22 protein-coding genes are annotated in these 21,667 nt (G+C 63.7%); 11 read left to right on the top strand and 11 right to left on the bottom strand.

Features of this window, described 5'->3' with window-relative positions:
- The first annotated feature begins 123 nt into the window (after window positions 1-123).
- The 6 genes from adk to V5F23_RS22485 all read left to right on the top strand — a co-directional run bounded on the left by adk (window position 124) and on the right by V5F23_RS22485 (window position 4,475).
- The gene (gene adk / locus V5F23_RS22510) at window positions 124-771 is read left to right on the top strand and encodes an adenylate kinase (protein WP_042731031.1); all 648 of its coding nucleotides are present in this window, start codon (window positions 124-126) and stop codon (window positions 769-771) included.
- Window positions 772-864: 93 nt separating this feature from the next.
- The gene (gene tsaB, locus V5F23_RS22505) at window positions 865-1,542 is read left to right on the top strand and encodes a tRNA (adenosine(37)-N6)-threonylcarbamoyltransferase complex dimerization subunit type 1 TsaB (RefSeq protein ID WP_042731030.1); all 678 of its coding nucleotides are present in this window, start codon (window positions 865-867) and stop codon (window positions 1,540-1,542) included.
- 195 nt (window positions 1,543-1,737) lie between these two features.
- Window positions 1,738-2,046 carry a hypothetical protein gene (locus tag V5F23_RS22500; protein WP_042731029.1) on the top strand — a complete coding sequence of 103 codons (309 nt, stop codon included), beginning with the start codon at window positions 1,738-1,740 and terminating at the stop codon, window positions 2,044-2,046.
- Window positions 2,046-2,906: a DUF72 domain-containing protein gene (locus tag V5F23_RS22495; protein ID WP_042731028.1), complete on the top strand. Its 861-nt coding sequence runs from the start codon at window positions 2,046-2,048 to the stop codon at window positions 2,904-2,906. The genes V5F23_RS22500 and V5F23_RS22495 overlap by 1 nt, the downstream gene beginning before the upstream one ends.
- Before the next feature lie 32 nt (window positions 2,907-2,938).
- Window positions 2,939-3,760, top strand: coding sequence for an isocitrate lyase/phosphoenolpyruvate mutase family protein (locus V5F23_RS22490; RefSeq protein WP_042731027.1), 822 nt, complete (start codon window positions 2,939-2,941; stop codon window positions 3,758-3,760).
- Between the two features lie 16 nt (window positions 3,761-3,776).
- Window positions 3,777-4,475, top strand: coding sequence for an extensin family protein (locus V5F23_RS22485; protein ID WP_042731026.1), 699 nt, complete (start codon window positions 3,777-3,779; stop codon window positions 4,473-4,475).
- On the opposite strand, the gene V5F23_RS22480 is transcribed toward V5F23_RS22485, so the two are convergent.
- Window positions 4,476-5,096, bottom strand: a complete 621-nt coding sequence (locus V5F23_RS22480; protein ID WP_053147845.1) for a hypothetical protein — start codon at window positions 5,094-5,096, stop codon at window positions 4,476-4,478.
- A 94-nt stretch (window positions 5,097-5,190) separates the two neighbouring features.
- Here V5F23_RS22480 and V5F23_RS22475 point away from each other — a divergent pair, with 94 nt between their 5' ends.
- On the top strand, window positions 5,191-5,970 hold the full coding sequence (locus V5F23_RS22475; protein ID WP_185057709.1) for a class I SAM-dependent methyltransferase: 780 nt from the start codon (window positions 5,191-5,193) through the stop codon (window positions 5,968-5,970).
- Between the two features lie 473 nt (window positions 5,971-6,443).
- On the opposite strand, the gene V5F23_RS22470 is transcribed toward V5F23_RS22475, so the two are convergent.
- On the bottom strand, window positions 6,444-7,079 hold the full coding sequence (locus V5F23_RS22470) for a TetR/AcrR family transcriptional regulator (RefSeq protein ID WP_042732285.1): 636 nt from the start codon (window positions 7,077-7,079) through the stop codon (window positions 6,444-6,446).
- 94 nt (window positions 7,080-7,173) lie between these two features.
- Here V5F23_RS22470 and V5F23_RS22465 point away from each other — a divergent pair, with 94 nt between their 5' ends.
- Together V5F23_RS22465 and V5F23_RS22460 are read left to right on the top strand one after the other, a co-directional pair.
- On the top strand, window positions 7,174-8,274 hold the full coding sequence (locus tag V5F23_RS22465) for an efflux RND transporter periplasmic adaptor subunit (protein ID WP_042732284.1): 1,101 nt from the start codon (window positions 7,174-7,176) through the stop codon (window positions 8,272-8,274).
- A gap of 6 nt (window positions 8,275-8,280) precedes the next feature.
- Complete coding sequence (locus V5F23_RS22460) at window positions 8,281-11,346, top strand: efflux RND transporter permease subunit (RefSeq protein WP_042732283.1); 3,066 nt, start codon at window positions 8,281-8,283, stop codon at window positions 11,344-11,346.
- Window positions 11,347-11,516: 170 nt separating this feature from the next.
- Here the strand turns inward: V5F23_RS22460 and V5F23_RS22455 are convergent, their stop codons facing one another.
- The 4 genes from V5F23_RS22455 to plsB form a co-directional block, all read right to left on the bottom strand.
- Complete coding sequence (locus V5F23_RS22455; RefSeq protein ID WP_042731560.1) at window positions 11,517-12,206, bottom strand: DUF4197 domain-containing protein; 690 nt, start codon at window positions 12,204-12,206, stop codon at window positions 11,517-11,519.
- Window positions 12,207-12,237: 31 nt separating this feature from the next.
- Complete coding sequence (locus V5F23_RS22450) at window positions 12,238-12,642, bottom strand: YbaY family lipoprotein (RefSeq protein WP_042731559.1); 405 nt, start codon at window positions 12,640-12,642, stop codon at window positions 12,238-12,240.
- A 94-nt stretch (window positions 12,643-12,736) separates the two neighbouring features.
- Window positions 12,737-13,111: a hypothetical protein gene (locus V5F23_RS22445; protein ID WP_042731558.1), complete on the bottom strand. Its 375-nt coding sequence runs from the start codon at window positions 13,109-13,111 to the stop codon at window positions 12,737-12,739.
- A 186-nt stretch (window positions 13,112-13,297) separates the two neighbouring features.
- Entirely contained in the window at window positions 13,298-15,796 is a 2,499-nt protein-coding gene (plsB, locus tag V5F23_RS22440) for a glycerol-3-phosphate 1-O-acyltransferase PlsB (RefSeq protein WP_042731557.1), read from the bottom strand.
- 239 nt (window positions 15,797-16,035) lie between these two features.
- Between plsB and V5F23_RS22435 the strand changes: the two genes are divergently transcribed.
- A complete protein-coding gene (locus tag V5F23_RS22435; protein WP_003198198.1) occupies window positions 16,036-16,245 on the top strand; it encodes a cold-shock protein in 210 nt (69 codons plus the stop codon).
- Between the two features lie 143 nt (window positions 16,246-16,388).
- On the opposite strand, the gene V5F23_RS22430 is transcribed toward V5F23_RS22435, so the two are convergent.
- From V5F23_RS22430 to dapE, 3 genes are all read right to left on the bottom strand, one after another.
- Window positions 16,389-16,766, bottom strand: coding sequence for a hypothetical protein (locus tag V5F23_RS22430; protein WP_042731556.1), 378 nt, complete (start codon window positions 16,764-16,766; stop codon window positions 16,389-16,391).
- Between the two features lie 81 nt (window positions 16,767-16,847).
- Window positions 16,848-17,657, bottom strand: a complete 810-nt coding sequence (locus V5F23_RS22425) for a putative RNA methyltransferase (RefSeq protein WP_042731555.1) — start codon at window positions 17,655-17,657, stop codon at window positions 16,848-16,850.
- Complete coding sequence (dapE, locus tag V5F23_RS22420; RefSeq protein ID WP_047736710.1) at window positions 17,657-18,808, bottom strand: succinyl-diaminopimelate desuccinylase; 1,152 nt, start codon at window positions 18,806-18,808, stop codon at window positions 17,657-17,659. Before dapE ends, V5F23_RS22425 begins: the two co-directional genes overlap by 1 nt.
- A gap of 308 nt (window positions 18,809-19,116) precedes the next feature.
- On the opposite strand from dapE, the gene tcdA reads away from it, so the two are divergent.
- Window positions 19,117-19,929, top strand: coding sequence for a tRNA cyclic N6-threonylcarbamoyladenosine(37) synthase TcdA (gene tcdA / locus V5F23_RS22415; RefSeq protein WP_161796122.1), 813 nt, complete (start codon window positions 19,117-19,119; stop codon window positions 19,927-19,929).
- Between the two features lie 119 nt (window positions 19,930-20,048).
- On the opposite strand, the gene V5F23_RS22410 is transcribed toward tcdA, so the two are convergent.
- Together V5F23_RS22410 and V5F23_RS22405 are read right to left on the bottom strand one after the other, a co-directional pair.
- A complete protein-coding gene (locus V5F23_RS22410; protein ID WP_212802981.1) occupies window positions 20,049-20,453 on the bottom strand; it encodes a SufE family protein in 405 nt (134 codons plus the stop codon).
- Window positions 20,450-21,655: a cysteine desulfurase gene (locus tag V5F23_RS22405; RefSeq protein WP_042731551.1), complete on the bottom strand. Its 1,206-nt coding sequence runs from the start codon at window positions 21,653-21,655 to the stop codon at window positions 20,450-20,452. The genes V5F23_RS22410 and V5F23_RS22405 overlap by 4 nt, the downstream gene beginning before the upstream one ends.
- Window positions 21,656-21,667 lie beyond the last annotated feature (12 nt).

Here is a 21,667-nt window from a genome sequence, read left to right as displayed (position 1 = left end):
TCGGGCCTGCTGTGTATCTTGATCAGCCTTTGGCCGTTTGGGCGGTCACGATTCCAGATTTTCCGAGATTGGCCCCACGAGGCGAATCCGAGCGTTTTACATAAAAAATTGAGGAGCACATCGATGCGCGTCATTCTGCTGGGAGCTCCCGGGGCCGGTAAAGGTACTCAGGCAAAGTTCATCACCGAGAAATTCGGTATCCCGCAAATCTCCACGGGCGACATGCTGCGTGCCGCGGTCAAGGCGGGCACCGAGCTGGGCATCAAGGCCAAGAGCATCATGGATGCCGGTGGCCTGGTGTCGGATGACCTGATCATCGCGCTGGTCAAGGATCGCATCGCTCAGGCCGATTGCGCCAAGGGCTTCCTGTTCGATGGTTTCCCACGCACCATTCCCCAGGCTGAAGCGCTGGTAGAAGCTGGCGTGGAACTCGATCACGTGGTCGAGATCGCTGTCGACGACGAAGAGATCGTCCAGCGCATCGCCGGTCGCCGCGTCCATGAGCCGTCCGGTCGTGTCTACCACACCGTCTACAACCCGCCGAAACTGGCCGGCAAGGACGACATCACCGGCGAAGAGCTGGTGCAGCGCAAGGACGACACCGAAGAAACCGTGCGTCATCGCCTGTCGGTCTACCATTCCCAGACCAAGCCGCTGGTGGCGTTCTACCAGAACCTGTCGGCCGCCAAGGGCAAGCCGAAGTACAGCCACATCCCGGGCGTTGGCTCGGTCGATGCGATCACCGGCAAGGTGCTCGAAGCGCTCAGCTGAAAAGTCTGATTCGCTGTGACAACTACGGCCCGCTTGCGGGCCGTAGTTGTTTATACTGGCGCCCTTTTTCCCCCACCTGATTCGGACACATCGATGAGCACCTTGCTGGCCCTGGACACCGCGACTGAAGCTTGCTCCGTTGCCTTGCTGCACGACGGCAAGGTCACGAGCCATTACGAGGTGATTCCGCGCCTGCATGCCCAGAAGCTGTTGCCGATGATCCAGCAGTTGCTCAGCGACGCCGGGACCACCTTGCAAGCGGTGGACGCCATTGCCTTCGGGCGTGGGCCCGGGGCGTTCACCGGCGTGCGCATCGCCATCGGCGTGGTCCAGGGGCTGGCGTTCGCGCTGGAGCGTCCGGTGTTGCCGGTGTCCAATCTGGCGGTGCTGGCCCAGCGTGCGTTGCGCGAGCACGGTGCACGGCAGGTTGCTGCCGCCATCGACGCCCGCATGGACGAAGTGTACTGGGGCTGCTACCGCGAAACCGACGGCGAGATGCGCCTGGTGGGTGCAGAAGCCGTGTTGCCGCCGCAGGTCGCGGCTTTACCAGGCGAAGCCGCTGGCGAGTGGTTCGGAGCCGGGACCGGTTGGGGCTACGGCGAGCGGATCGCCGTCAAGCTCTGCGGCCAGGACGCGGCCATGTTGCCTCACGCCGAAGACCTGCTGACCCTGGCACGCTTCGCTTGGGCCCGGGGCGAAGCCGTCCCGGCGGATGATGCCCAACCGGTGTATTTGCGCGACAAGGTGGCGGTACCGAAGGCAGAGCGCTAGATCCTCTCCCTCGCCACAGGCGTAGAGCTCGAAAGTCATTTCCCTACTCAAAAGTCACACCCTTTATTGCCAGTCGTCACTTTTTTCCGCGGTTTTTAAACCTTTTTGGCTTTATGTGTTCTAGTTATCACTTGCGCATTTGCGCGGCTACGAAAGTGCCGCTAAATTGCCATCATTGATACCGAGCATTCTGTCATGCGTATAGACGGCGTTTCCTCACAGTCCTATCCCATCAAGCGCAAGCCGCGTGCAGGCAAGGCTGTCGAGCCTGAGTCGCTCGATGATATCGATGGCGAACTGGACTCCCCGTCCGAAGAACAACTGGCTGCCCGCGCCGCCAAATCCGCCGCGCAGCGCCTGAGCAACCTTCCCGCCCGCCAGCAAGACATGCTGTATCACCGCGCCATGAAGCGCAGCGTCGCCACGGCCCTGGCCAGCTACCTGAGCACCGCCGGTTTCGTCGATTGGGATATGGAAGTGCTGGGCCTCGACCTCTACATCTGATGGGCTTGCCTTACTACCTGGGCTGCCCCTCCTGGAGCGAAAACGCCTGGCGTGATTACCTCTATCCGCAAGACGCCAAAAGCGCCGATTTCCTCAGCCTCTACTGCCAAGTGTTCAATGCCGTGGAAGGCAATACGACGTTCTACGCCAGCCCGTCTGCCGCCATCGTGCAGCGTTGGGCCGATGCCATGCCCGAACACTTTCGTTTTACCGCCAAGTTGCCCGGTGACATCAGCCACAATGGTGATTTGCGTGAGCAGTTAGCAGCCACCGAAACCTTCGTGCAGTTGCTCAGCCCCTTGGGTGAGCGGGTTTCGCCGTTCTGGTTGCAGTTGTCCAAGGCCTTCACCCCGCATCGGCTCGGCGAACTGGCGGCGTTCATCGACGCCTTCGAGCGGCCACTGGCCGTGGAAGTGCGCCACGATGAGTTCTTTGCCAAGGGTGACGCCGAGCGACAGCTCAATCGCCTGCTGCTCGACCGTGGTGTCGAGCGCATCTGCCTCGATCCGCGGGCCCTGTTCAGTTGCACCTCCACCGAACCTTCGGTGCTCCACGCGCAATCGAAAAAGCCTCGGGTGCCGCCTCGGCCAACAGCCTTTACCCAATGCCCACAAGTGCGCTTCATCGGTCATCCGGTACTGGAAGCCAACGAACCGTTCCTGACGCCTTGGGTGGAGAAAGTCGCCGGCTGGATCGAAGAGGGGCGCACGCCGTATGTCTTCCTGCACACCGCCGATAACCTGCTGGCGGCCAAACTCGCGCAGCACTTTCACCAGCGATTGATGCGTCGATTGCCTGGCTTGCCGGCCCTGCCTGAGCTATACAGAGAGCCCGCCGCCGAGCAACTGGGTTTGCTCTGAGGCCTACCCCTTTCTGCTCAGGAGCGAACTACATGGATGCGCAAACCCGTCGAGCCCAGGCGTTCAAGGCCTTGCACGCACGCGAAGGGGCTTTCGTCATTCCCAACCCGTGGGATGCCGGTTCCGCCAAGATGCTCGCCACCCTCGGCTTTGAAGCCTTGGCGACCACCAGTGCCGGTCACGCGTTTTCCCTGGCGCGGCCGGACGGAGGCCTGGGGCTGGAAGCCACCTTGGCCAACGTGCGGGCCATCGTCGCCGCCACCGACTTGCCGGTGGCGGTCGACCTGGAGAATGGGTTTGCCGATGATCCCCAAGCCTGCGCTCAAAACCTGCTTCGGGCCGCGGAGGCCGGGGCGGTGGGGGGATCGATCGAAGATGCCACGGGGCGTGAAGACAGCCCGATCTATTGTTTCGAACAGGCCGTGGCACGGGTCAAGGCGGCCGCCGAAGCGGTGACCAGCCTGCCGTATCCCTTCCTGCTCACGGCCAGGGCGGAAAACTTCCTGCATGGCAATCCTGACCTGGATGACACGATTCAGCGCCTGAGGGCGTTCTCCGACGCCGGTGCCGATGTGCTCTACGCCCCTGGACTCAATACGGCCGAGCAAGTGCTCGCGGTGGTCCGGGCCGTGGCGCCGAAACCCGTGAATGTGTTGATGTCCGGGGCGCTGGACCTGACTGTCGCGCAGTTGAGCGAGATGGGCGTCAAGCGCATCAGCGTCGGTTCGGCCCTGGCCCTGGCCGCGTATGGCGAGTTCTTCCGCGCCGCCGAGGAAATCCAGCAGCAGGGCACGTTCACCTTCACTCGGCGCTCGATGCCGTTCAAGCAGGCCAACGAATTGTTCAAGGGTTGATGGCCGAGGCAATGTCGTGCGGGTCCTGAAAGGTTTCCTGTGGCTGGGATTGATCGCCGGTGTGGCCGGGGTGGGGGTGTGGCGCGGTTGGCTGTCGCTGCCTCCCCAGTGGAATCCCTGGGCGCCGCTGGACGTCAACCTGGCGCCGAACCTGCTGACCCGCTACAAGCTCATGGCCCTGCGCAACGACCCGCAACTGTGCGACCAGGCCCTCGCCACGTCGGGGCTGCGGGTCGCTCGGCAGGCGGACAGCCCTGGCAATGCCGATTGCCCGCTGACCAATGTGTTGCGGGTGCAGGGCGGCGAGGTTGGGTTGAGCAGCAGTTTCCTCGCCAGTTGCCCGTTGGCGGTGGCTTTCGCGCTGTTCGAGCGTCATGCGTTGCAGCCGGCGTCGGCGGCGGTCTATGGACAGAAGGTAACGCGGGTCGACCACCTCGGCAGTTTCGCCTGCCGGAACATGTACGGCCGTGAAAGTGGCGCACGCAGCCAGCATGCCACGGCCAGCGCCCTGGACATTGCCGGGTTTCGCCTGGCCGATGGCCGCGCGGTCAGCGTGCTCAAGGACTGGCCCCGGAACAACGCCGATGCGCAGTTCCTGCGACAGGTGCGCGACGGTGCCTGCGACATGTTCAGTGTGGTCCTGAGCCCGGACTACAACGCGGCGCACCGCAACCATTTCCATCTGGATGTGGGCCCCTGGTGGATCTGTCGCTGATCAGGCGGCGATGCGCAGGTTCTGCAGCACGATAGGGCGAGCCCAGCGCGTGTCGAAGTCCAGTGCTTTCTGCTGGGCCACGATTTCGTCTTCCGGGAACGGCGGGAACGGCTTGTCCAGCAAGTCGAGTTCCAACTCGGCAATCGGCAGGTGCAAGGGCCGTGGTTGCGGTGCCGGGCCCGGTTCTGGCAGCGGTTGGCCGGCGGTAAGGACGAGCGGGCGAACCCAGTGGCTCTCGAAATCCTGCTGCTTTTGCTGGGCGACGATTTCGTCTTCCGGGAACGGCGGGAAGGGCTTGTCCAGCAGGTCTAGCTCGAATTCGGCGATCGGCAGGAACAGCGGCTCCGGCGGTGCGATCGGGGTGTCTTTCACGTCACAGGTGCGCTGGCTGACGATGTGGTCCAGCAGTTCGGCGCCGAGGGTCGGTTCAACGGCCTCATCGAGGGCGACGGGCTGGTAGCTGCCCGGCGCCGGCGCGGCATCACCCAGTTGATCGGCCAGGGCCTGGGCAAAGAAATCCTGCCACAGGTGACTGACGCCGCTCAGTGCTTGGGTGTTGCGCAGGCGGTAATCCCCGTACGGGGAGATCACGCCTATCGATGTGGATTGAATGTCTGACATTTTTCTCGGTCGACGCTCAGCTCTGGCAAAATGCCGTTCACTGTTGTTATCGGCGGTTTTTGCCGATCCTTAATTTTTTGAGCGTGTTTTCATGATTGAGCAACCCGCGGCCTGCCGCATCCACGTCGAGGCCTTGGCCCCGGCCTTCGAGTCGCAAGCGCAAGCATGGGCCGAGCGCCTCGACCTGCCCCGGCAGGTGGACGACGGCGAGTTCGCCTTGCAGGTCGGCGAGCAAGGGCTGCAATTGCAGCAACTGGGCCCGGACGCGCCGGGCCCGGTGCGTGTCGACTTCGTCGAGGGTGGTGCGGCCCATCGCCGGTTGTACGGCGGCGGCAGCGGCCAGATGATCGCCAAGGCGGTCGGTATTGCCCAGGGCGTGCGTCCAAGGGTGCTGGATGCCACGGCCGGGTTGGGCAAGGATGCGTTCGTGCTGGCGAGCCTGGGTTGTGAAATGAGCCTGATCGAGCGCCAGCCGCTGATCGGCGCCTTGCTTGAGGATGGCCTGGCCCGTGGGGCGGAGGATTTCGACGTGGCGCCGATCGTCGCGCGGATGCGCCTGCTCAAGGGCAACTCCATCGAGGTGATGCGCAACTGGGAAGGCGAGCCGCCCCAGGTGATCTACCTGGACCCGATGTTCCCTCATCGGGAAAAAACCGCCCTGGTGAAGAAGGAAATGCGTCTGTTCCGGCCCTTGGTCGGCGACGATCCGGACGCGCCGGCGCTGCTGGCCGCGGCCTTGGCCCTGGCAACCCACCGGGTGGTGGTCAAGCGCCCGCGCAAGGCGCCGTGCATCGAGGGGCCGAAGCCGAGCCATGGGCTCGATGGCAAGTCCAGTCGGTACGATATCTACCCCAAGAAAGCGCTCAAGGCCTGAAACCGCGTCGGGCCCATCGCGGGCTTGCTCGCGATGGCGGTGGGTCAGTGGGTGCAGATGCTGAATGTTCCGACGTCTTCGCGGGCAAGCCCGCTCCCACAGTGGCCAGCGGCGGATGTGGATTTCGAGTACACCCACGATCCATTGTGGGAGCGAGCTTGCTCGCGATGGCGATGGGTCAGTGGGAGCAGATGCTGAATGTACCGGCCCCTTCGCGGGCAAGCCCGCTCCCACAGTGGCCAGCGGCGGATGTGGATTTCGAGTACACCCACGATCCATTGTGGGAGCGAGCTTGCTCGCGATGGCGATGGGTCAGTGGGAGCAGATGCTGAATATTGCGACGTCTTCGCGGGCAAGCCCGCTCCCACAGGGGCCAGCGGCGGATGTGGATTTCGAGCACACCCACGATCCATTGTGGGAGCGGGCTTGCCCGCGAAGAGGCCCGCCCCGCCAGCGAAGCTCTGCCGGATGATCTAAGGCCGATAAGCCCGCACAAACAACCCCACCACCTCCCGCACATGGGCCTCGGCGGCTTCTGGCTCCAACGGCGCGCCGCAGCCATACAGCAGCCGGAAATTCGCCGCGCCCTTGATCAGGCAAAAGAAGTGTTCCGCCGCGTTGCGCGGTTTATCGATGCTCAAGGCGCCGCTCTGGTTGACCTTGCTCAACAGACGTTCCATCCCTGACAACATCCGCTGCGGACCGGCCTCGAAGAAAATCGTCGAGAGCTTCGGGTCCTGGCTGCCCAGCGCCATGATCACTCGGTGCAGGTTCACCGATTCCTCACTGCTGACCAGTTGGTGAAAGCCGCGGGCTATGTTCAGCAATACTTCCTCGATCGCCACGCCTTCGGGCCATTCGAAGAACAGCGGCGGCACTTGCTCTTCGCACTTGGCGATCACCGCGGCGGAGAACAGCGTTTCCTTGTCGTTGAAGTGGCTGTAGACCGTCAGCTTGGAAACCCCGGCCTCGGTGGCCACGGTGTCCATGCTGGTATTGGCGTAGCCCATGTTCACGAACAGGCGTTTCGCGGCGTCGAGAATGGCCTGGCGCTTGGCCAGGTCCTTGGGACGGCCGGGGCCGCTGGGAGATGCAAGATTGTTCGACATTTTTCCGCTTTAATACTGGACTGGTGAGTTTGCTATTAATAACATACTGGCCAGTATAATTATTCCAAGCACCATTCGCGAAAGGTCAGCCGCCATGTTCCGCTCTGCCTTGCCCCTCGCCATGCCAGTCTGCCTGGCTTTTTTATTGTCTGCGTGTGGTCATGACGAGCCGGCGCCCGTCGCCGTGCGCCCGGCCATGGTGGTCAAGCCAGAGCCTTCGGCCCAGGCCATGGAAAGCTATCCTGGTGAGGTGCGAGCGCGTTTCGAGCCCGACCTGGCCTTTCGCATTGGCGGCAAGGTGAGCCGACGGCTGGTCGAAGAGGGGCAGCGGGTCAAGGCCAACCAGCCCCTGGCCGAGCTCGACCCCGAGGACGTACGTCTGCAACTGGAAGCGACCCGGGCCCAGGTGGCCGCCGCCGAGGCGAACCTGAACCTGGTGCGTGCCGAGCGTGACCGCTACAAGACGCTGATGGAGCGGCAGATGGTCAGCCGCTCCCAGTACGACAATGCCGAAAACCTCTATCGCTCCGGCGCCGCGCGGCTCAAGCAGATCAAGGCTGAGTTCGACGTGGCCAACAACCAGGCCAGCTATTCGGTGTTACGGGCACCCCAGGACGGCGTCGTTGCCAGGCGTGCGGTGGAAGTCGGGCAAGTGGTTTCGGCCGGACAGACGGTCTTCACCCTGGCCACCGACGGTGAGCGTGAAGTGCTGATCAGCTTGCCGGAACAGGGTTTTGGTCGCTTCAAGGTCGGCCAGCCGGTTTCGGTCGAGTTGTGGAGCCAGCCTGACCAGCGTTTCAGTGGCCGCATTCGCGAATTGTCGCCGGCCGCCGACCCCAGGTCCCGTACCTTCGCCGCTCGCGTGGCGTTCACCGCCGGCAGCGTTCCGGCCGAGTTGGGCCAAAGTGCCCGGGTGTTCATCCAGACGGCCGACAAGGTGTCGCTGGCGGTGCCTTTGTCGGCCCTGACGGCCGAGAACGGCGCGACCTACGTCTGGGTGGTCAACGCCAACAACACCCTGAAAAAGGTCCCGGTGCGGGTCGGCGCGTTCGGCGAGAAAGCCGTCCCGGTGCTGGAAGGCCTGAGCCCGGATGACTGGGTGGTGGCGGCCGGCGTCCATGTGCTCCTCGACGGCCAGCAGGTGCGGCCGGTGGATCGCTCCAACCGCGTGGTCAACCTGGCGGCCAAGGAGTAATCCCCGATGGGTTTCAATCTTTCCGAATGGGCGCTGCGTAATCGCCAGATCGTACTGTTCCTGATGCTCCTGCTGGCCATCGTCGGTGCGCTTTCCTACACCAAGCTGGGCCAGAGCGAAGACCCGCCGTTCACGTTCAAGGCCATGGTGATTCGCACCCTCTGGCCGGGCGCGACGGCCGAGGAGGTTTCGCGCCAGGTCACCGAACGCATCGAGAAGAAGCTGATGGAGACCGGCGATTACGAGCGTATCGTCTCGTTCTCCCGGCCGGGCGAGTCCCAGGTCACCTTCATGGCGCGCGACTCCCTGCATTCGGCGCAGATCCCCGAGCTGTGGTACCAGATCCGCAAGAAAGTCAGCGACATTCGCCATACCTTGCCGCCGGGCATCCAGGGACCGTTCTTCAACGACGAATTCGGCACCACCTTCGGCAACATTTACGCGTTGACCGGTGACGGTTTCGACTACGCCGTGCTCAAGGACTACGCCGATCGCATCCAGATCCAGTTGCAACGGGTCAAGGACGTGGGCAAGGTCGAGCTGCTCGGCTTGCAGGACGAGAAAATCTGGATCGAGCTGTCGAACGTCAAGCTGGCGACCCTCGGCCTGCCCTTGGCGGCGGTGCAGCAGGCCCTTGAGGAGCAGAACGCGGTATCGACCGCAGGCTTCTTCGAGACCGGCAGCGAGCGCTTGCAGTTGCGGGTGTCGGGCAATTTCCAGACGGTCGAAGAGATCCGCAACTTTCCGATCCGGGTGGCCGACCGAACCTTTCGCATCAGCGACCTGGCGGACGTGCGTCGTGGCTTCAACGACCCACCGGCGCCGCGCATGCGCTTCATGGGCGAAGATGCCATCGGCCTGGCCGTGGCGATGAAGGACGGTGGCGACATCCTGGTCCTGGGCAAGGCGCTGGAAGCCGAGTTCGCCCGGATCCAGAACAACCTGCCGGCCGGCATGCAACTGCGTAAGGTGTCGGACCAGCCGGCGGCGGTGAAGACGGGCGTCGGCGAGTTCGTCCAGGTGCTGGTGGAGGCCCTGGCGATCGTGTTGCTGGTGAGTTTCTTCTCCCTGGGACTGCGCACCGGGATGGTCGTGGCGCTGGCGATCCCGCTGGTGCTGGCGATGACCTTCGCCGCGATGTATTACCTGGGAATCGGCCTGCACAAGATCTCCCTTGGCGCGCTGGTGCTGGCATTGGGGCTGCTGGTGGACGACGCGATCATTGCGGTGGAGATGATGGCGATCAAGATGGAGCAGGGCTTCGACCGCATCAAGGCCGCCAGTTATGCCTGGACCAGCACCGCCTTCCCCATGCTCACCGGTACGCTGATCACGGCGGCGGGCTTCCTGCCGATCGCCACGGCGCAGTCGGGCACGGGTGAATACACCCGCTCGATCTTCCAGGTGGTGACCTTGGCATTGCTGGCGTCCTGGGTGGCCGCGGTGGTGTTCGTGCCGTATCTGGGGGAAAGACTCCTACCAGACCTGGCGAAAATTCATGCCGCCAAACACGGCACCGCCGACGGTGAATTCGACCCTTACGGCACGCCGTTCTATCAACGCGTGCGGCGGCTGGTGGGCTGGTGCGTGCGTCGGCGCAAAACCGTCATCGCGCTGACCGTGCTGCTGTTTATCGGCTCGGTGGTGTTGTTCCGTTTTGTGCCTCAGCAGTTCTTCCCAGCCTCCGGGCGGTTGGAGCTGATGGTCGACCTCAAACTGGAGGAAGGCGCCTCCCTGAGCAACACCGCCGAGCAGGTCAAGCGCCTTGAAGCGCTGCTCAAGGACCACGCCGGCATCGACAACTATGTGGCCTACGTCGGTACCGGATCGCCGCGTTTCTACCTGCCGCTGGATCAGCAACTGCCCGCGTCCAGCTTTGCTCAGTTCGTGGTGCTGGCCAAGACCATCGAAGACCGCGAACCGCTGCGCAGTTGGCTGATCAGCACCCTGAACGAACAGTTCCCGACCCTGCGTTCGCGGGTGACCCGCCTGGAAAACGGGCCGCCGGTGGGCTACCCGGTGCAGTTTCGCGTGACGGGTGAGCACATCGAGGAAGTCCGGGCCTTGGCGCGGAAAGTGGCGGCCAAGGTTCGGGAAAATCCCTACGTGGCCAACGTGCATCTGGATTGGGAAGAACCGAGCAAGGTGGTCTACCTCAATATCGACCAGGACCGCGCCCGGGCCCTGGGCGTCAGCACGGCGAACCTGTCCAGCGCCCTGCGCAGTTCCCTGACCGGGTCGAGTGTCAGCCAGTACCGCGAAGACAACGAGCTGATCGAGATCCTGCTACGGGGCACGGTGCACGAGCGCACCGAACTGTCGCTGCTGCCAAGCCTGGCCGTGCCGACCGACAGCGGTCAGAGTGTGGCGTTGTCGCAGATCGCCACCCTGGAATACGGCTTCGAAGAAGGTGTGATCTGGCACCGCAATCGCCTGCCGAGCGTGACCGTGCGGGCAGACATCTACGGCAAGGAGCAGCCGGCCACCCTGGTGCAGCAGATTTTCCCGACCCTGGAGCCGATCCGCGCGGAACTGCCGGACGGTTACCTGCTGGAAGTGGGCGGGACGGTGGAGGATTCGGCCCGTGGCCAGAAATCGGTGAATGCCGGCGTGCCGCTGTTCATCGTGGTGGTGCTGACGTTGCTGATGCTGCAACTGCGCAGTTTCTCGCGCACGGCGATGGTGTTCCTGACGGCGCCCCTGGGGTTGATCGGCGTCACGCTGTTCCTGCTGGTGTTCCGTCAGCCGTTCGGCTTCGTGGCGATGCTGGGGACCATCGCGCTGTCGGGGATGATCATGCGTAACTCGGTGATCCTGGTGGACCAGATCGAGCAGGACATCAAGGCCGGGCTCGCACCCTGGCAGGCAATCATCGAAGCCACCGTGCGCCGCTTCCGCCCGATTGTGCTGACCGCGCTGGCGGCGGTGCTGGCGATGATCCCGCTGTCGCGCAGCCTGTTCTTCGGCCCGATGGCCGTGGCGATCATGGGCGGGTTGATCGTGGCGACGGCGTTGACGCTGTTGTTCCTGCCGGCGTTGTATGCGGCGTGGTTCAGGGTCAAGAAAGCCTGATCAACAGGTGCACACTGGCCCTGTGGCGAGGGGATTTATCCCCGTTGGGCTGCGAAGCGGCCCTAAAGCAGTGAACTCAATCTTTCTGACACACCGAGTTTTCTGGTTTAGGGGCTGCTGTGCAGCCCAACGGGGATAAATCCCCTCGCCACAGGGTTTTGCGCTAAGTCTTAAAGCGCGCCGAACACCTTCTTCGCCAGGCTGGTCGCGGCGGCGGCCGGGTTCTGGCGAATGGTGGCTTCCTGCTTGGCGATCATCTCGAACAACCCGTCCAGCGCCTGCTCGGTCACGTAGTTCTCGATGTTGGCGCTTTTCGCATCCAGTACGCCGAGCGTCGCGGCCTGGCCGGCGAAGGCGTTGTATTTCTGGGCCAGGCCGACCTTGTCGGTGGCTTGCTTGACGATTGGCAGGAACTTGGCGCGGATCTGCTCGCGGCTGCTCTTGTTCAGGTACTGCGTGGCCGAGTCGTTACCGCCGCTCAGGATGCCCTTGGCGTCGTTCACGCTCATGTTCTTCACGGCATTGACCAGGATCGGCTGGGCCTGGACCACGGCGGCTTCGGCGGCCTGGTTCATGCTGGTTTCCAGCTGATCGACCTGGTCACCCATGCCGAAGGCCTTCATCTTGCCGGCGACCTTGCCGAGCTTGCCCGGCAACTCGATCTTCACCTCGGGGTTGTTGTTGAAACCGCCGGGCTTGCCCAGTTGCTGGACCGCCACCTGCGCGCCTTGGGTCAGGGCGTCCTTGAGACCGCCGGTGGCATCCTTTTGCGACAGGTCGCCCAAGGACAGGGCCATGGCATTGGCGCAGATCAGCAGGCCCGCGCAAAGGCCGGTGAAACGGAGAGGGAAACGGAGCATGACGGCATCCTTGAAAAAGTGGAAAACGGAATCAGCGCGCAGGGTTGACGCGGATCTTCAACGGCTGCGGGTCTTTGCCATCCAGGTGTACGGCGTGCTGTTGGGTGGTGATGAACAGCAACTGGCCGTCTACTTCGATGCGGGCGCTCACGGCATAACGATGACCGGGCTTGACCTGGGCTGGATCATAACTGAGGTGGAACGGCAGCGGGACCTGGCCTTTGACCGGCCCGCTGTGTTCATCGAGCACCACCGCCGGGGCATCGGCCAGGGAGACGTCCTGCAGGCTCACGCTCAAGGTGGCGCTGGGGGGCAGGGCGATACGTTGCAAGTAGAAGACTTCGCCATCCAGGGACGCGGCGGATGGAGTGGGTGGGGTTGTGGCTTGGCACGCGGCCAGTAAAGCCATGGAGGCAAGCAAAACGAGTTTTTTCATCGGGAGCACCTGGTGCGTCGACGCCCGCGACACGGCGGGCGCCGACGAACATTCAGCGAAGTGGCGTCCAGGCAAGCCCTTGTAGCGTCACGGTTCAGGAACCGAACGCGGGTGCCTGGACCGTTTCAGCCAGCGATCCTGGCGTCAGGTTCAGGGGGATGTCAACGTGCTGGTTGCTGCCATCCCAGGTGAATGTCTGTTCGGCATCGAGGAACAGAGCGGTCTCGCCCAGGTACATTTGGACCTTGACCGAGAGCGCTTCTCCCACAGGCGTTACCTTGGGATCGAGCAGGAAGCGATATTGCCAAGGTTGCCTGGCCGCTGGCACCTGCGATGCCACGTTGGAACCCTGGCCACCGCTGGCGCTGATCTGCTCACCGGCTGCATTTCGCACACTGATTTCGGCGCGGCCGGCTTCCGGGAGTTGATAGCCATCGGGCAATTGCAGGGTCAATGTGATGATGTTCATGGTGAATTCCTTTTCAGTACGTCGTTATTGACGCGAGTCCATCCTAGAAGTCTGCTCCACGGTTTTCTGTAGGTTTTTTCTTCGTTTGATGTCGCCTCAGCCGCTCCAGGGTGTCGGAGACCGCTGTCGATTGCCCCGTCGACTCACCGCTAACGTCCCTGTTCACGGTGAGTGGGCCGAGCCTTGTCAAAGGTCCGGACTGAGGGCGACCTCGGCTGCGTCTTCGCTGCGATGCAGCGCCACCTGGCGGATCGACAGGCGAATTTCCGCCGGCAGTACCCGCTTGGCCGCGCCCTCGGCCAGTTCTCCCAGCAGCGGGTGGTAACTCAGCTTGCCAGCCTCGTCACGGCGCAGCACCTCAAGGTCCAGCAGGGTCTGGATGAAGTGGCGGAACAGGCTCTTGTCGAAGAACTCCGGAGCGTTCAGGCCATGCAGGATCGACAGGCGCTGAGCCATGACCGTGCAAAGGTCTTCCAGTTCTTCGGCGCTGACGGTGTTCTGGCCGCTGTTGAGCAGCAGTGAGACGGTCATGTAGAAGCGTTGCAGGGTCTGGGCGATGCTTTTGGACAGCAGGGTCAGCAGCACGAAGTGCCGCGAGCTTGGGGCCGGACGCAGGTACAGGTCTTTTTCGAAACGCAGCAGGCCTTGCTCGACGAACGCTTCGAGCCACTGGTCGACCACGTCGTCCAGTTCCTCCAGCGACCAGCGAATGAACAGCTCCGATTGCAGGTACGGGTACAGCGCGCGGGTGTAGCGCAGGATCTGCTCGCGGCTCATGCGCGAGGTGCTCTGGAAGAAGCTCGCCAGCAACGCCGGCAAGGCAAAGATGTGCAGCACGTTGTTGCGGTAGTAAGTCATCAGTACCGCGTTCTGTTCATCCAGGTACAGGATCTTGCCCAGGGCGTCGCTCTGTTCCGAGAGCAGGTCCATGCCCTTCACGTGCTCGATCAGCGCCCGTCCGTCGCCTTCGGGCAGGGTGGTGTGGGGCGAGTACGGGACTTTGCGCAGCAGCGCCAGGTACAGGTCGAGCACCCGGGCCATGGCGCGGTCGTCCAGGGCCAGGCGGCTGGTGGACAGCAGCGCCAGGGCCACGAGGTTGACCGGGTTGATGGCCGCCGCTTCGTTCAGGTGCCGGGCCACGCGCTCGCCGAGGCGGTGGGTGGTGGGGTTGAGCCAGGCCGGTTTGAACTGCGGCCCCAGTTCCTGCTCCCGCCAGCCGGGCTGTTCGCCGTCGAGGAAGTCGGCCAGTTTGATCGGTTCGCCGAAGTTCACCGCCACCTGCCCGAAGCGTTGCTTGAGGGCGCCGATGACCTTGAAGATGTCGAAGATCGATTCTTTCTTCTTGCTGGCCCCGCGCAGTTCCCCCAGGTAGGTGCGACCTTCCAGGACCCGCTCGTAGCCGATGTAGACCGGCACGAAGACGATGGGCGTGCGCGACGAACGCAGGAAGCTGCGCAGGGTGATGGCGAGCATGCCGGTCTTGGGCTGCAGCATGCGCCCGGTGCGCGAGCGTCCACCCTCGACGAAGTACTCCACCGGAAAGCCCTTGGTGAACAGCGTGTGCAGGTACTCATTGAACACGGCGGTGTAGAGCGGGTTGCCCTTGAAGGTACGGCGCATGAAAAATGCCCCGCCCCGGCGCAGCAGGCCGCCGATGACCGGCATGTTGAGGTTGATGCCGGCCGCGATGTGCGGTGGAGTCAGGCCGTTGCGAAACAGCAGGTACGACAGCAGCAGGTAGTCGATGTGGCTGCGGTGGCAGGGCACGTAGATGACTTCGTGGCCGGGGGCGATGGCCTGTACGCCTTCGATGTTGTTGACCTTGATGCCGTCGTAGATCTTGTTCCAGAACCAGCTCAGGACCACTTCCAGGAAACGGATCGCGGTGTAGGTGTAGTCCGAGGCGATTTCGTTGCCATAGCGCAGGGCCTGGGCCTTGGCTTTCTCCGCCGAGATCTTTTCCCGCTCGGCCTCGTCGGCAATCGCCTGCTTGACCAGCGGCTGGTTCAGCAGGCCCTTGACCAGGTTGCGCCGGTGGGAAATGTCCGGGCCGATGACCGCCGTCTTCAGGTTGCGCAAATGCACCCGCAGCACCCGTTGGGCCATGCGCACGGTGCGTTCGTGGCCTTTGTCGTGTTCGATCAGTTCGCGCAGGTGGATCGGTGGCGAGAACTGCACGCGGGTCTTGCGCCCCAGGATCATGATGCTCAGCAGGCGCCGCAGGCGCCCGGTGACTGCCCAACTGTCGGCGAACAGCAGCTTCCATGGGCTGGATTCACTGTCGGGCGATTGGCCCCAGAACACGCTGACCGGAATGATCTGGGCGTCTTCGGCGGCGTTGTGGGTCAGGGCGTCGACCAGCCGCGTCAGGGTCGGTGGCGCGCCGCGCTTGTCCTGGCGGCCAAGCCAGTCCGGGGCGGGCGTGAGGTAGAAGAACGCCGCCGGCTCCAGCAGGTTGCCCACCGACACCGGCAGCACCGGGCGGGGCAGGCCGGCCTTGGTGCACTCGGTGTCGAGCACCGCCAGGTCGGTCAGCGAAGGGTCTTGCAGAACGTAGAACACCGGACGGCTGCGGTCGAGGTTGAGGGTGAAGGACGACTGGTTGATGGTCTCGGAGCGAACCCAGAGATACAGCAGTCGGCGCAGGGTGCCAAACACTAGACGGCGGAACGGGGAACGGGTCATACGGCTTCTGCATGAGTGGATGGGGTTGAGCGGCAGGTAGTGTGCCGGATTCACCGAAAATCGGCAAAAAAGCACCGAAGTAAAGTCAGTTGAGAGTTTTTCCCGGTGTCATATACTCGGCGGGCTACTGCCCCGACGTTCACGTGGACGGCCAGGCGGCGGTGAGAGTCCGCAGGCTTTGTCTGCCTGCCGCCAGGCGGGACAAGCCGACTTAACAATAAGAAATGGGAGTGAGCATCATGGCTGCACGCGAGACCGGCAGTGTGAAGTGGTTCAACGACGCCAAAGGCTACGGCTTCATCCAGCGCGAAGGTGGGGCCGATGTGTTCGTGCACTACCGCGCGATCCGCGGTGAAGGCCACCGTTCACTGACCGAAGGCCAGCAGGTCGAATACGCGGTCGTGGAAGGACAGAAGGGCTTGCAGGCCGAGGATGTGGTGGGGTTGTAAGCCATCCTTCTCAACCACCGCCAATCCCCAGTGGGAGCGGGCTTACTCGCGAATGCGTCAGTCAGGCGGCATGTCGACTGACACACCGCTTTCGCGGGCAAGCCCGCTCCCACATTTGGGACTGTGGTGGGCCTTGGGCCGAATCAGGCCGTCTTCCAGGTGATTTCTTCTTCCCCATCGGCGCTGATGCGAATCCAGCGATCGGCCGATTCCTCGCCTTCCTCTTCCACCCACGAGCCGGGTGCGCAGCGCACTTCGACATTCAATGCGGCGTAGGCGGCGCGGGCGCAAGCGATGTCGTCTTCCCACGGGGTCCGGTCGCTTTCCAGGTACAGGCTGTTCCATTTGCCGACGGCCTTGGGCAGCCAGGTCACCGGGACGTCGCCGGCCTTGCACTTGTAGGTCTGGCCTTTCTGGACCCATTCGCTGCACGGGCCCAGGGCCTGGCCGAGCCAGTGGGCGATGGCCTTGTGGTCGACGTCGGCGTCCTTGAGGTAAATCTCGATATCGGGTTGGCGCATGGATGTCCTCACTGCGGTCTTGAAAAATCCATTCGCGGATTTAACGGGCCCCGTACGGGTGTCCGGGGCCGATCATAAGGTTTATTGAAGAACGAAATAATCGTAGCGCATCGACACCGTGACCTCGAACGGTTCAGCCTGCTCGATCACGCTGGCCCGGCGTTCGGCACTGGCGCGCCAGCCGTGGGGCGTCATCGCCAGCAGGTTGGCGCGGTCCTGGCCGCTTTCGAGCACGAGCGTGAACTCCAGGGTTTCGCTGTGCTCCAGCGCCATCCCCGAAGGCACCAGGGCCAGGTGCTTGTCGTCGGTGTATTCGCGCACTTCGTCGTACAGGCGCTCACGCAATTGCATCAGGTGACCGCGGGTCGGGCCGACTTTCATCAAGCCGCCGCCAGGGCTGAGCAGGCGCTTGGCTTCCTGCCAGTCCAGTGGGCTGAACACGCTCGCCAGGAACTGGCAGCAGCCGTCCGCCAGCGGCACCCGGGCCATGCTGGCGATCAACCAGGTCAGTTGCGGGCTGCGTTTGCAGGCGCGTTTGACTGCCTCGCGGGAAATGTCCAAGGCATAGCCATCGGCGTCGGGCAGTGCGTCGGCGATCTGCGCGGTGTAGTAGCCCTCGCCACAGCCGATGTCCAGCCAGCGCCCCGGCGCGCGCTCAGCCGCCAGTTCGGCCAGGCGCCGGGCAACGGGGGCGTAGTGCCCGGCGTTGAGAAAGTCGCGACGGGCTTCGACCATGGCCTGGTTGTCCCCGGGGTCGCGGCTGTTCTTGTGCTGCACCGGCAACAGGTTCAGGTAGCCCTGGCGCGCGCGGTCGAACCGATGGCCGGCCGGGCAGGCCACGCCGTTGTCCACCGCGTTCAGCGGTTCACTGCAGATCGGGCAGGCGAGCATCAGGCGAGCAACTTGATCAGCGTCTGGTAGTAGATCTCGGTCAGTACGTCGAGATCGGCTGCCAATACCCGTTCGTTGACCTGGTGGATGGTCGCGTTGACCGGGCCCAGTTCCACCACTTGCGTGCCCATGGTCGCGATGAAGCGGCCGTCGGAGGTGCCGCCGCTGGTGGACGCCTGGGTCTCGCGGCCGGTGACGTCCTTGATGCTCGACGACACGGCGTCCAGCAGCGCACCCGGTTCGGTGAGGAACGGCAGCCCGGACAGGGCCCAGTCGATGTGCCAGTCCAACTGGTGCTTGTCGAGGATATCGGCGACGCGCTGTTGCAGGCCTTCGACAGTGGATTCGGTGGAGAAGCGGAAGTTGAACACCGCCACCAGGTCACCCGGGATCACGTTGGTCGCGCCGGTGCCGGCGTTGAGGTTGGAGATCTGGAAGCTGGTGGGCGGGAAGAAATCGTTGCCATGGTCCCAATGTTCGGCGGCCAACTCCGCCAGGGCTGGCGCGGCGAGGTGGATCGGGTTCCTCGCCAGGTGCGGGTAGGCCACGTGACCTTGCTTGCCGCGCACGGTCAGTGTGGCGCCAAGGGAGCCACGACGGCCGTTCTTGACCACGTCACCCACCAGGGTGGTGCTCGACGGCTCGCCGACGATGCACCAGTCCAGGCGCTCCTGCCGAGCCTTGAGGCGCTCGACCACAGCTTTGGTGCCGTGGTGCGCCGGGCCTTCTTCGTCGCTGGTGATCAGGAAGGTCACCGCACCCTTGTGGTCCGGGTAGTCGGCGACGAACCGCTCGGCCGCCACCACCATCGCTGCGAGGCTGCCTTTCATGTCGGCGGCGCCACGGCCGCAGAGCATGCCCTGTTCATCGATCACCGCATCGAACGGGTCGAGCTGCCAGGCCTGCACCGGGCCGGTCGGCACCACGTCGGTGTGCCCGGCGAAGCACAGCACCGGGCCGTCATGCTGGCCGTGGCGGGCCCAGAAGTTATCCACATCCTCGATGCGCATCGGCTCGAGCGCAAAGCCCGCGTTGCCCAGGCGCTGCATCATCAGTTTCTGGCAATCGGCGTCCACCGGTGTCACGGACGGACGGCGGATCAGGTCGCAGGCGAGTTGCAAGGTCGGCGAGAGGTCGGCGTGGGCCGTCATGGAAACTCCGGGAATATAGTGTGAACGCAAGGCTTGTGCAGGCGCGGGCTGGCTCGCGCAAAATGGCGATTATCTTATAGTAAAACGACCGTCATTGGCCCAAGTATGCCGACAGTGTGTGACACAGAACCTGTGGGAGCGAGCTTGCTCGCGATGGCGGTGGATCAGTCGATACTCTATTGACTGGACTGACGCCATCGCGAGCAAGCTCGCTCCCACAAGGGGGAATTGGTGGGATTCAATTCGCGAACGGCTCGAATTGCCACGGCAAAGCCCTATAATGCGCGCCGGTTTTTGGGGTAATGGTCATGAGTACAGAAGATCCACGGTTTGCCGGCATCGCCCGTTTGTATGGCATCGAGGGCCTGGAGCGCCTGCGGGCGGCCCATGTGGCGGTGGTCGGGGTGGGCGGGGTCGGTTCCTGGGCGGCGGAAGCGATCGCCCGGTGCGGCGTGGGCGAAATTTCGCTGTTCGACCTGGACGATGTCTGCGTCAGCAACGCCAACCGCCAGTTACACGCCCTGGACAGCACCGTCGGCAAGCCCAAGGTCGAGGTCATGGCCGAGCGGCTGCGGGGCATCAACCCCGATTGCACGGTGCACGCCGTGGCCGACTTCGTCACCCGCGACACCATGGCCGAATACATCACGCCCCACATCGATTGCGTGATCGACTGCATCGACAGCGTCAATGCCAAGGCGGCGCTGATCGCCTGGTGCAAGCGCCGCAAGATCCAGATCATCACCACCGGCGGCGCGGGCGGGCAGATTGACCCGACGCTGATCCAGGTGTGCGACCTGAACCGTACCTTCAACGATCCGCTGGCCTCCAAAGTGCGCTCGACCCTGCGTCGCGACTACGGCTTTTCCCGCACCGTGACCCGTCACTACAGCGTGCCGTGCGTGTTCTCCACCGAACAGCTGCGTTATCCGAAGCCGGACGGCAGTATTTGCTTGCAGAAGAGTTTTGTCGGCGACGGCGTGAAGCTCGACTGCGCCGGCGGGTTTGGCGCGGTGATGATGGTGACGGCGACATTTGGCATGGTCGCGGCGACCAAGGCGGTGGACAAGATCGTGGCGGGCGTGCGGCGGCCGGCTGACAGGACCAAGCCTCAGGATTGAGGGTGGGCTGAGGGCCTCTTCGCGAGCAAGCCCGCTCCCACAGTGGATAGGGGGATCACAAGATTTGTGTTCAATGAGATCCCTTGTGGGAGCGGGCTTGCTCGCGAAGCTTTTAACGATCAGCGAGTCAGCGCAATCATCCGCTGCAACACCGCATTCAACCCATTACTGCGCGAAGGCGATAGCTGGCGCGACAATCCCAGTTCACCAAACCACCCCGGCAGATCGACCTCGCGCAACTCGTTCGCCGATAACCCATTGACCCGCGCCAGCAGCAACGCCACCAGTCCGCGAATCAACCGCGCTTCGCTGCTGGCGGCAAATTGCCAATGCCCGTCCTGCAACCGACCCATCAGCCACACCTGGCTTTCGCAGCCGTTGACCAGGTTGGCGTCGCATCGCTCGGCCTCGCTCAGCGGCGGCAGGCGCTCGCCCCATTGCATCAGCAGCCGGGCGCGCTGTTCCCAGCCCGAGGCCTGCTGAAAGGTCTGCAGCGCCGTGACAGCCTCGGCCGGCAGGTTCATCGGAGCATCTCCAGGGCCTGGTCCAGGGCCTCGAAGAAGCGTTCGAGGTCGGCCGAATCGTTGTACAACGCCAGCGACACCCGGATCGCGCCCGACAGGTTCAGGTGCTTGAACAGCGGCATGGCGCAGTGATGCCCGGCGCGTACGGCGATGCCTTGCTCGGTCAGCAGGTGAGCCAAATCGGCGTTATGCACACCGTCGACGCCGAAGCTGACCAGCGCCAGCCGGGGCTGGCCCACCAGGCGTATGCCCTTGCGTGCCTGCAAGCCATGGAGCAGGTAGTCGTGCAGCGCCGCCTCATGCTCGATGACCGCGGGCGTCTCGAGACCGGTCAGGTAATCCAGGGTCGCCCCCAGGCCGATCACGCTGGCGATCGGCGGCGTACCGGCTTCAAAGCCCAGCGGCGCCGGGCGGAACGTGGCGCTGTGGTAATCGGCCTGTTGCACCATTTCACCGCCAAACTGCCAGTGCCGCAGTTCGCTCAACGCTTCGTGACGGCCGTACAGCACGCCCAGCCCGTCGGGCCCGTAGAGCTTGTGGCTGGAGAACACATAGAAGTCGCAACCCAGGCCTTGTACGTCGTGCCGGCCATGAACCACGCCCTGGGCGCCATCGATCACCGTCAACGCGCCGTGGGCCTTGGCCAGGGCCAGCAGCGCCGGTAATGGTTGCCAGGCCCCTAGCACGTTGGACAACTGACTCACCGCCAGCAGGCGCGTACGCGGCCCGATCAACTGCGTGGCGGCGTCCACGTCGATGACCCCGTCGGGGTCCAGCGGCAGCACTACCAGCGTCAACGCACGGCGTTCAGCCAGTTGTTGCCACGGCAGCAGGTTGGCGTGGTGTTCGAGGGCGCTAACGACGATTTCATCGCCCGGCTTGAACAGGTGTTCCAGTCCGTAGGCCAGAAGATTCAGCGCGCAGGTCGCGCCGTGGGTAAAGACGATCTGCCCGCTGTCGCCTGCGTTGAGCCATTGCGCGACTTTAAGGCGACTGTCTTCGAAGGCCTGGGTGGCATGGGCGCCTGGCAGGTGTTGCGCGCGATGCACGTTGGCCGCGCCGTTGGCGTAGTAGTGCACCAGGGCATCGAGCAAGGCTTGGGGTTTTTGCGTGGTGGCGGCGCTGTCCAGGTAGGTCTGGCCTTGCCGGTGCAGGGCGGCGATGGCCGGGAAGTCGGCACGCCAGGGAGAGGGGATCAACATGCTTTCGGGCCC

Origin of the sequence: Pseudomonas sp. WP18 (assembly GCF_036689585.1) — a bacterium.
Classification (GTDB): Bacteria; Pseudomonadota; Gammaproteobacteria; order Pseudomonadales; family Pseudomonadaceae; genus Aquipseudomonas; species Aquipseudomonas chlororaphis_E.
This window is presented reverse-complemented; position numbering and strand designations above follow the sequence as displayed.

Coding starts and splice junctions, on each gene's coding strand:
- adk (WP_042731031.1), top strand. CDS start 124: ATGCGCGTCATTCTGCTGGGAGCTCCCGGGGCCGGTAAAGGTACTCAG.
- tsaB (WP_042731030.1), top strand. CDS start 865: ATGAGCACCTTGCTGGCCCTGGACACCGCGACTGAAGCTTGCTCCGTT.
- V5F23_RS22500 (WP_042731029.1), top strand. CDS start 1,738: ATGCGTATAGACGGCGTTTCCTCACAGTCCTATCCCATCAAGCGCAAG.
- V5F23_RS22495 (WP_042731028.1), top strand. CDS start 2,046: ATGGGCTTGCCTTACTACCTGGGCTGCCCCTCCTGGAGCGAAAACGCC.
- V5F23_RS22490 (WP_042731027.1), top strand. CDS start 2,939: ATGGATGCGCAAACCCGTCGAGCCCAGGCGTTCAAGGCCTTGCACGCA.
- V5F23_RS22480 (WP_053147845.1), bottom strand. CDS start 5,096: ATGTCAGACATTCAATCCACATCGATAGGCGTGATCTCCCCGTACGGG.
- V5F23_RS22470 (WP_042732285.1), bottom strand. CDS start 7,079: ATGTCGAACAATCTTGCATCTCCCAGCGGCCCCGGCCGTCCCAAGGAC.
- V5F23_RS22465 (WP_042732284.1), top strand. CDS start 7,174: ATGTTCCGCTCTGCCTTGCCCCTCGCCATGCCAGTCTGCCTGGCTTTT.
- V5F23_RS22460 (WP_042732283.1), top strand. CDS start 8,281: ATGGGTTTCAATCTTTCCGAATGGGCGCTGCGTAATCGCCAGATCGTA.
- V5F23_RS22455 (WP_042731560.1), bottom strand. CDS start 12,206: ATGCTCCGTTTCCCTCTCCGTTTCACCGGCCTTTGCGCGGGCCTGCTG.
- V5F23_RS22450 (WP_042731559.1), bottom strand. CDS start 12,642: ATGAAAAAACTCGTTTTGCTTGCCTCCATGGCTTTACTGGCCGCGTGC.
- V5F23_RS22445 (WP_042731558.1), bottom strand. CDS start 13,111: ATGAACATCATCACATTGACCCTGCAATTGCCCGATGGCTATCAACTC.
- plsB (WP_042731557.1), bottom strand. CDS start 15,796: ATGACCCGTTCCCCGTTCCGCCGTCTAGTGTTTGGCACCCTGCGCCGA.
- V5F23_RS22435 (WP_003198198.1), top strand. CDS start 16,036: ATGGCTGCACGCGAGACCGGCAGTGTGAAGTGGTTCAACGACGCCAAA.
- V5F23_RS22430 (WP_042731556.1), bottom strand. CDS start 16,766: ATGCGCCAACCCGATATCGAGATTTACCTCAAGGACGCCGACGTCGAC.
- V5F23_RS22425 (WP_042731555.1), bottom strand. CDS start 17,657: ATGCTCGCCTGCCCGATCTGCAGTGAACCGCTGAACGCGGTGGACAAC.
- dapE (WP_047736710.1), bottom strand. CDS start 18,808: ATGACGGCCCACGCCGACCTCTCGCCGACCTTGCAACTCGCCTGCGAC.
- tcdA (WP_161796122.1), top strand. CDS start 19,117: ATGAGTACAGAAGATCCACGGTTTGCCGGCATCGCCCGTTTGTATGGC.
- V5F23_RS22410 (WP_212802981.1), bottom strand. CDS start 20,453: ATGAACCTGCCGGCCGAGGCTGTCACGGCGCTGCAGACCTTTCAGCAG.
- V5F23_RS22405 (WP_042731551.1), bottom strand. CDS start 21,655: ATGTTGATCCCCTCTCCCTGGCGTGCCGACTTCCCGGCCATCGCCGCC.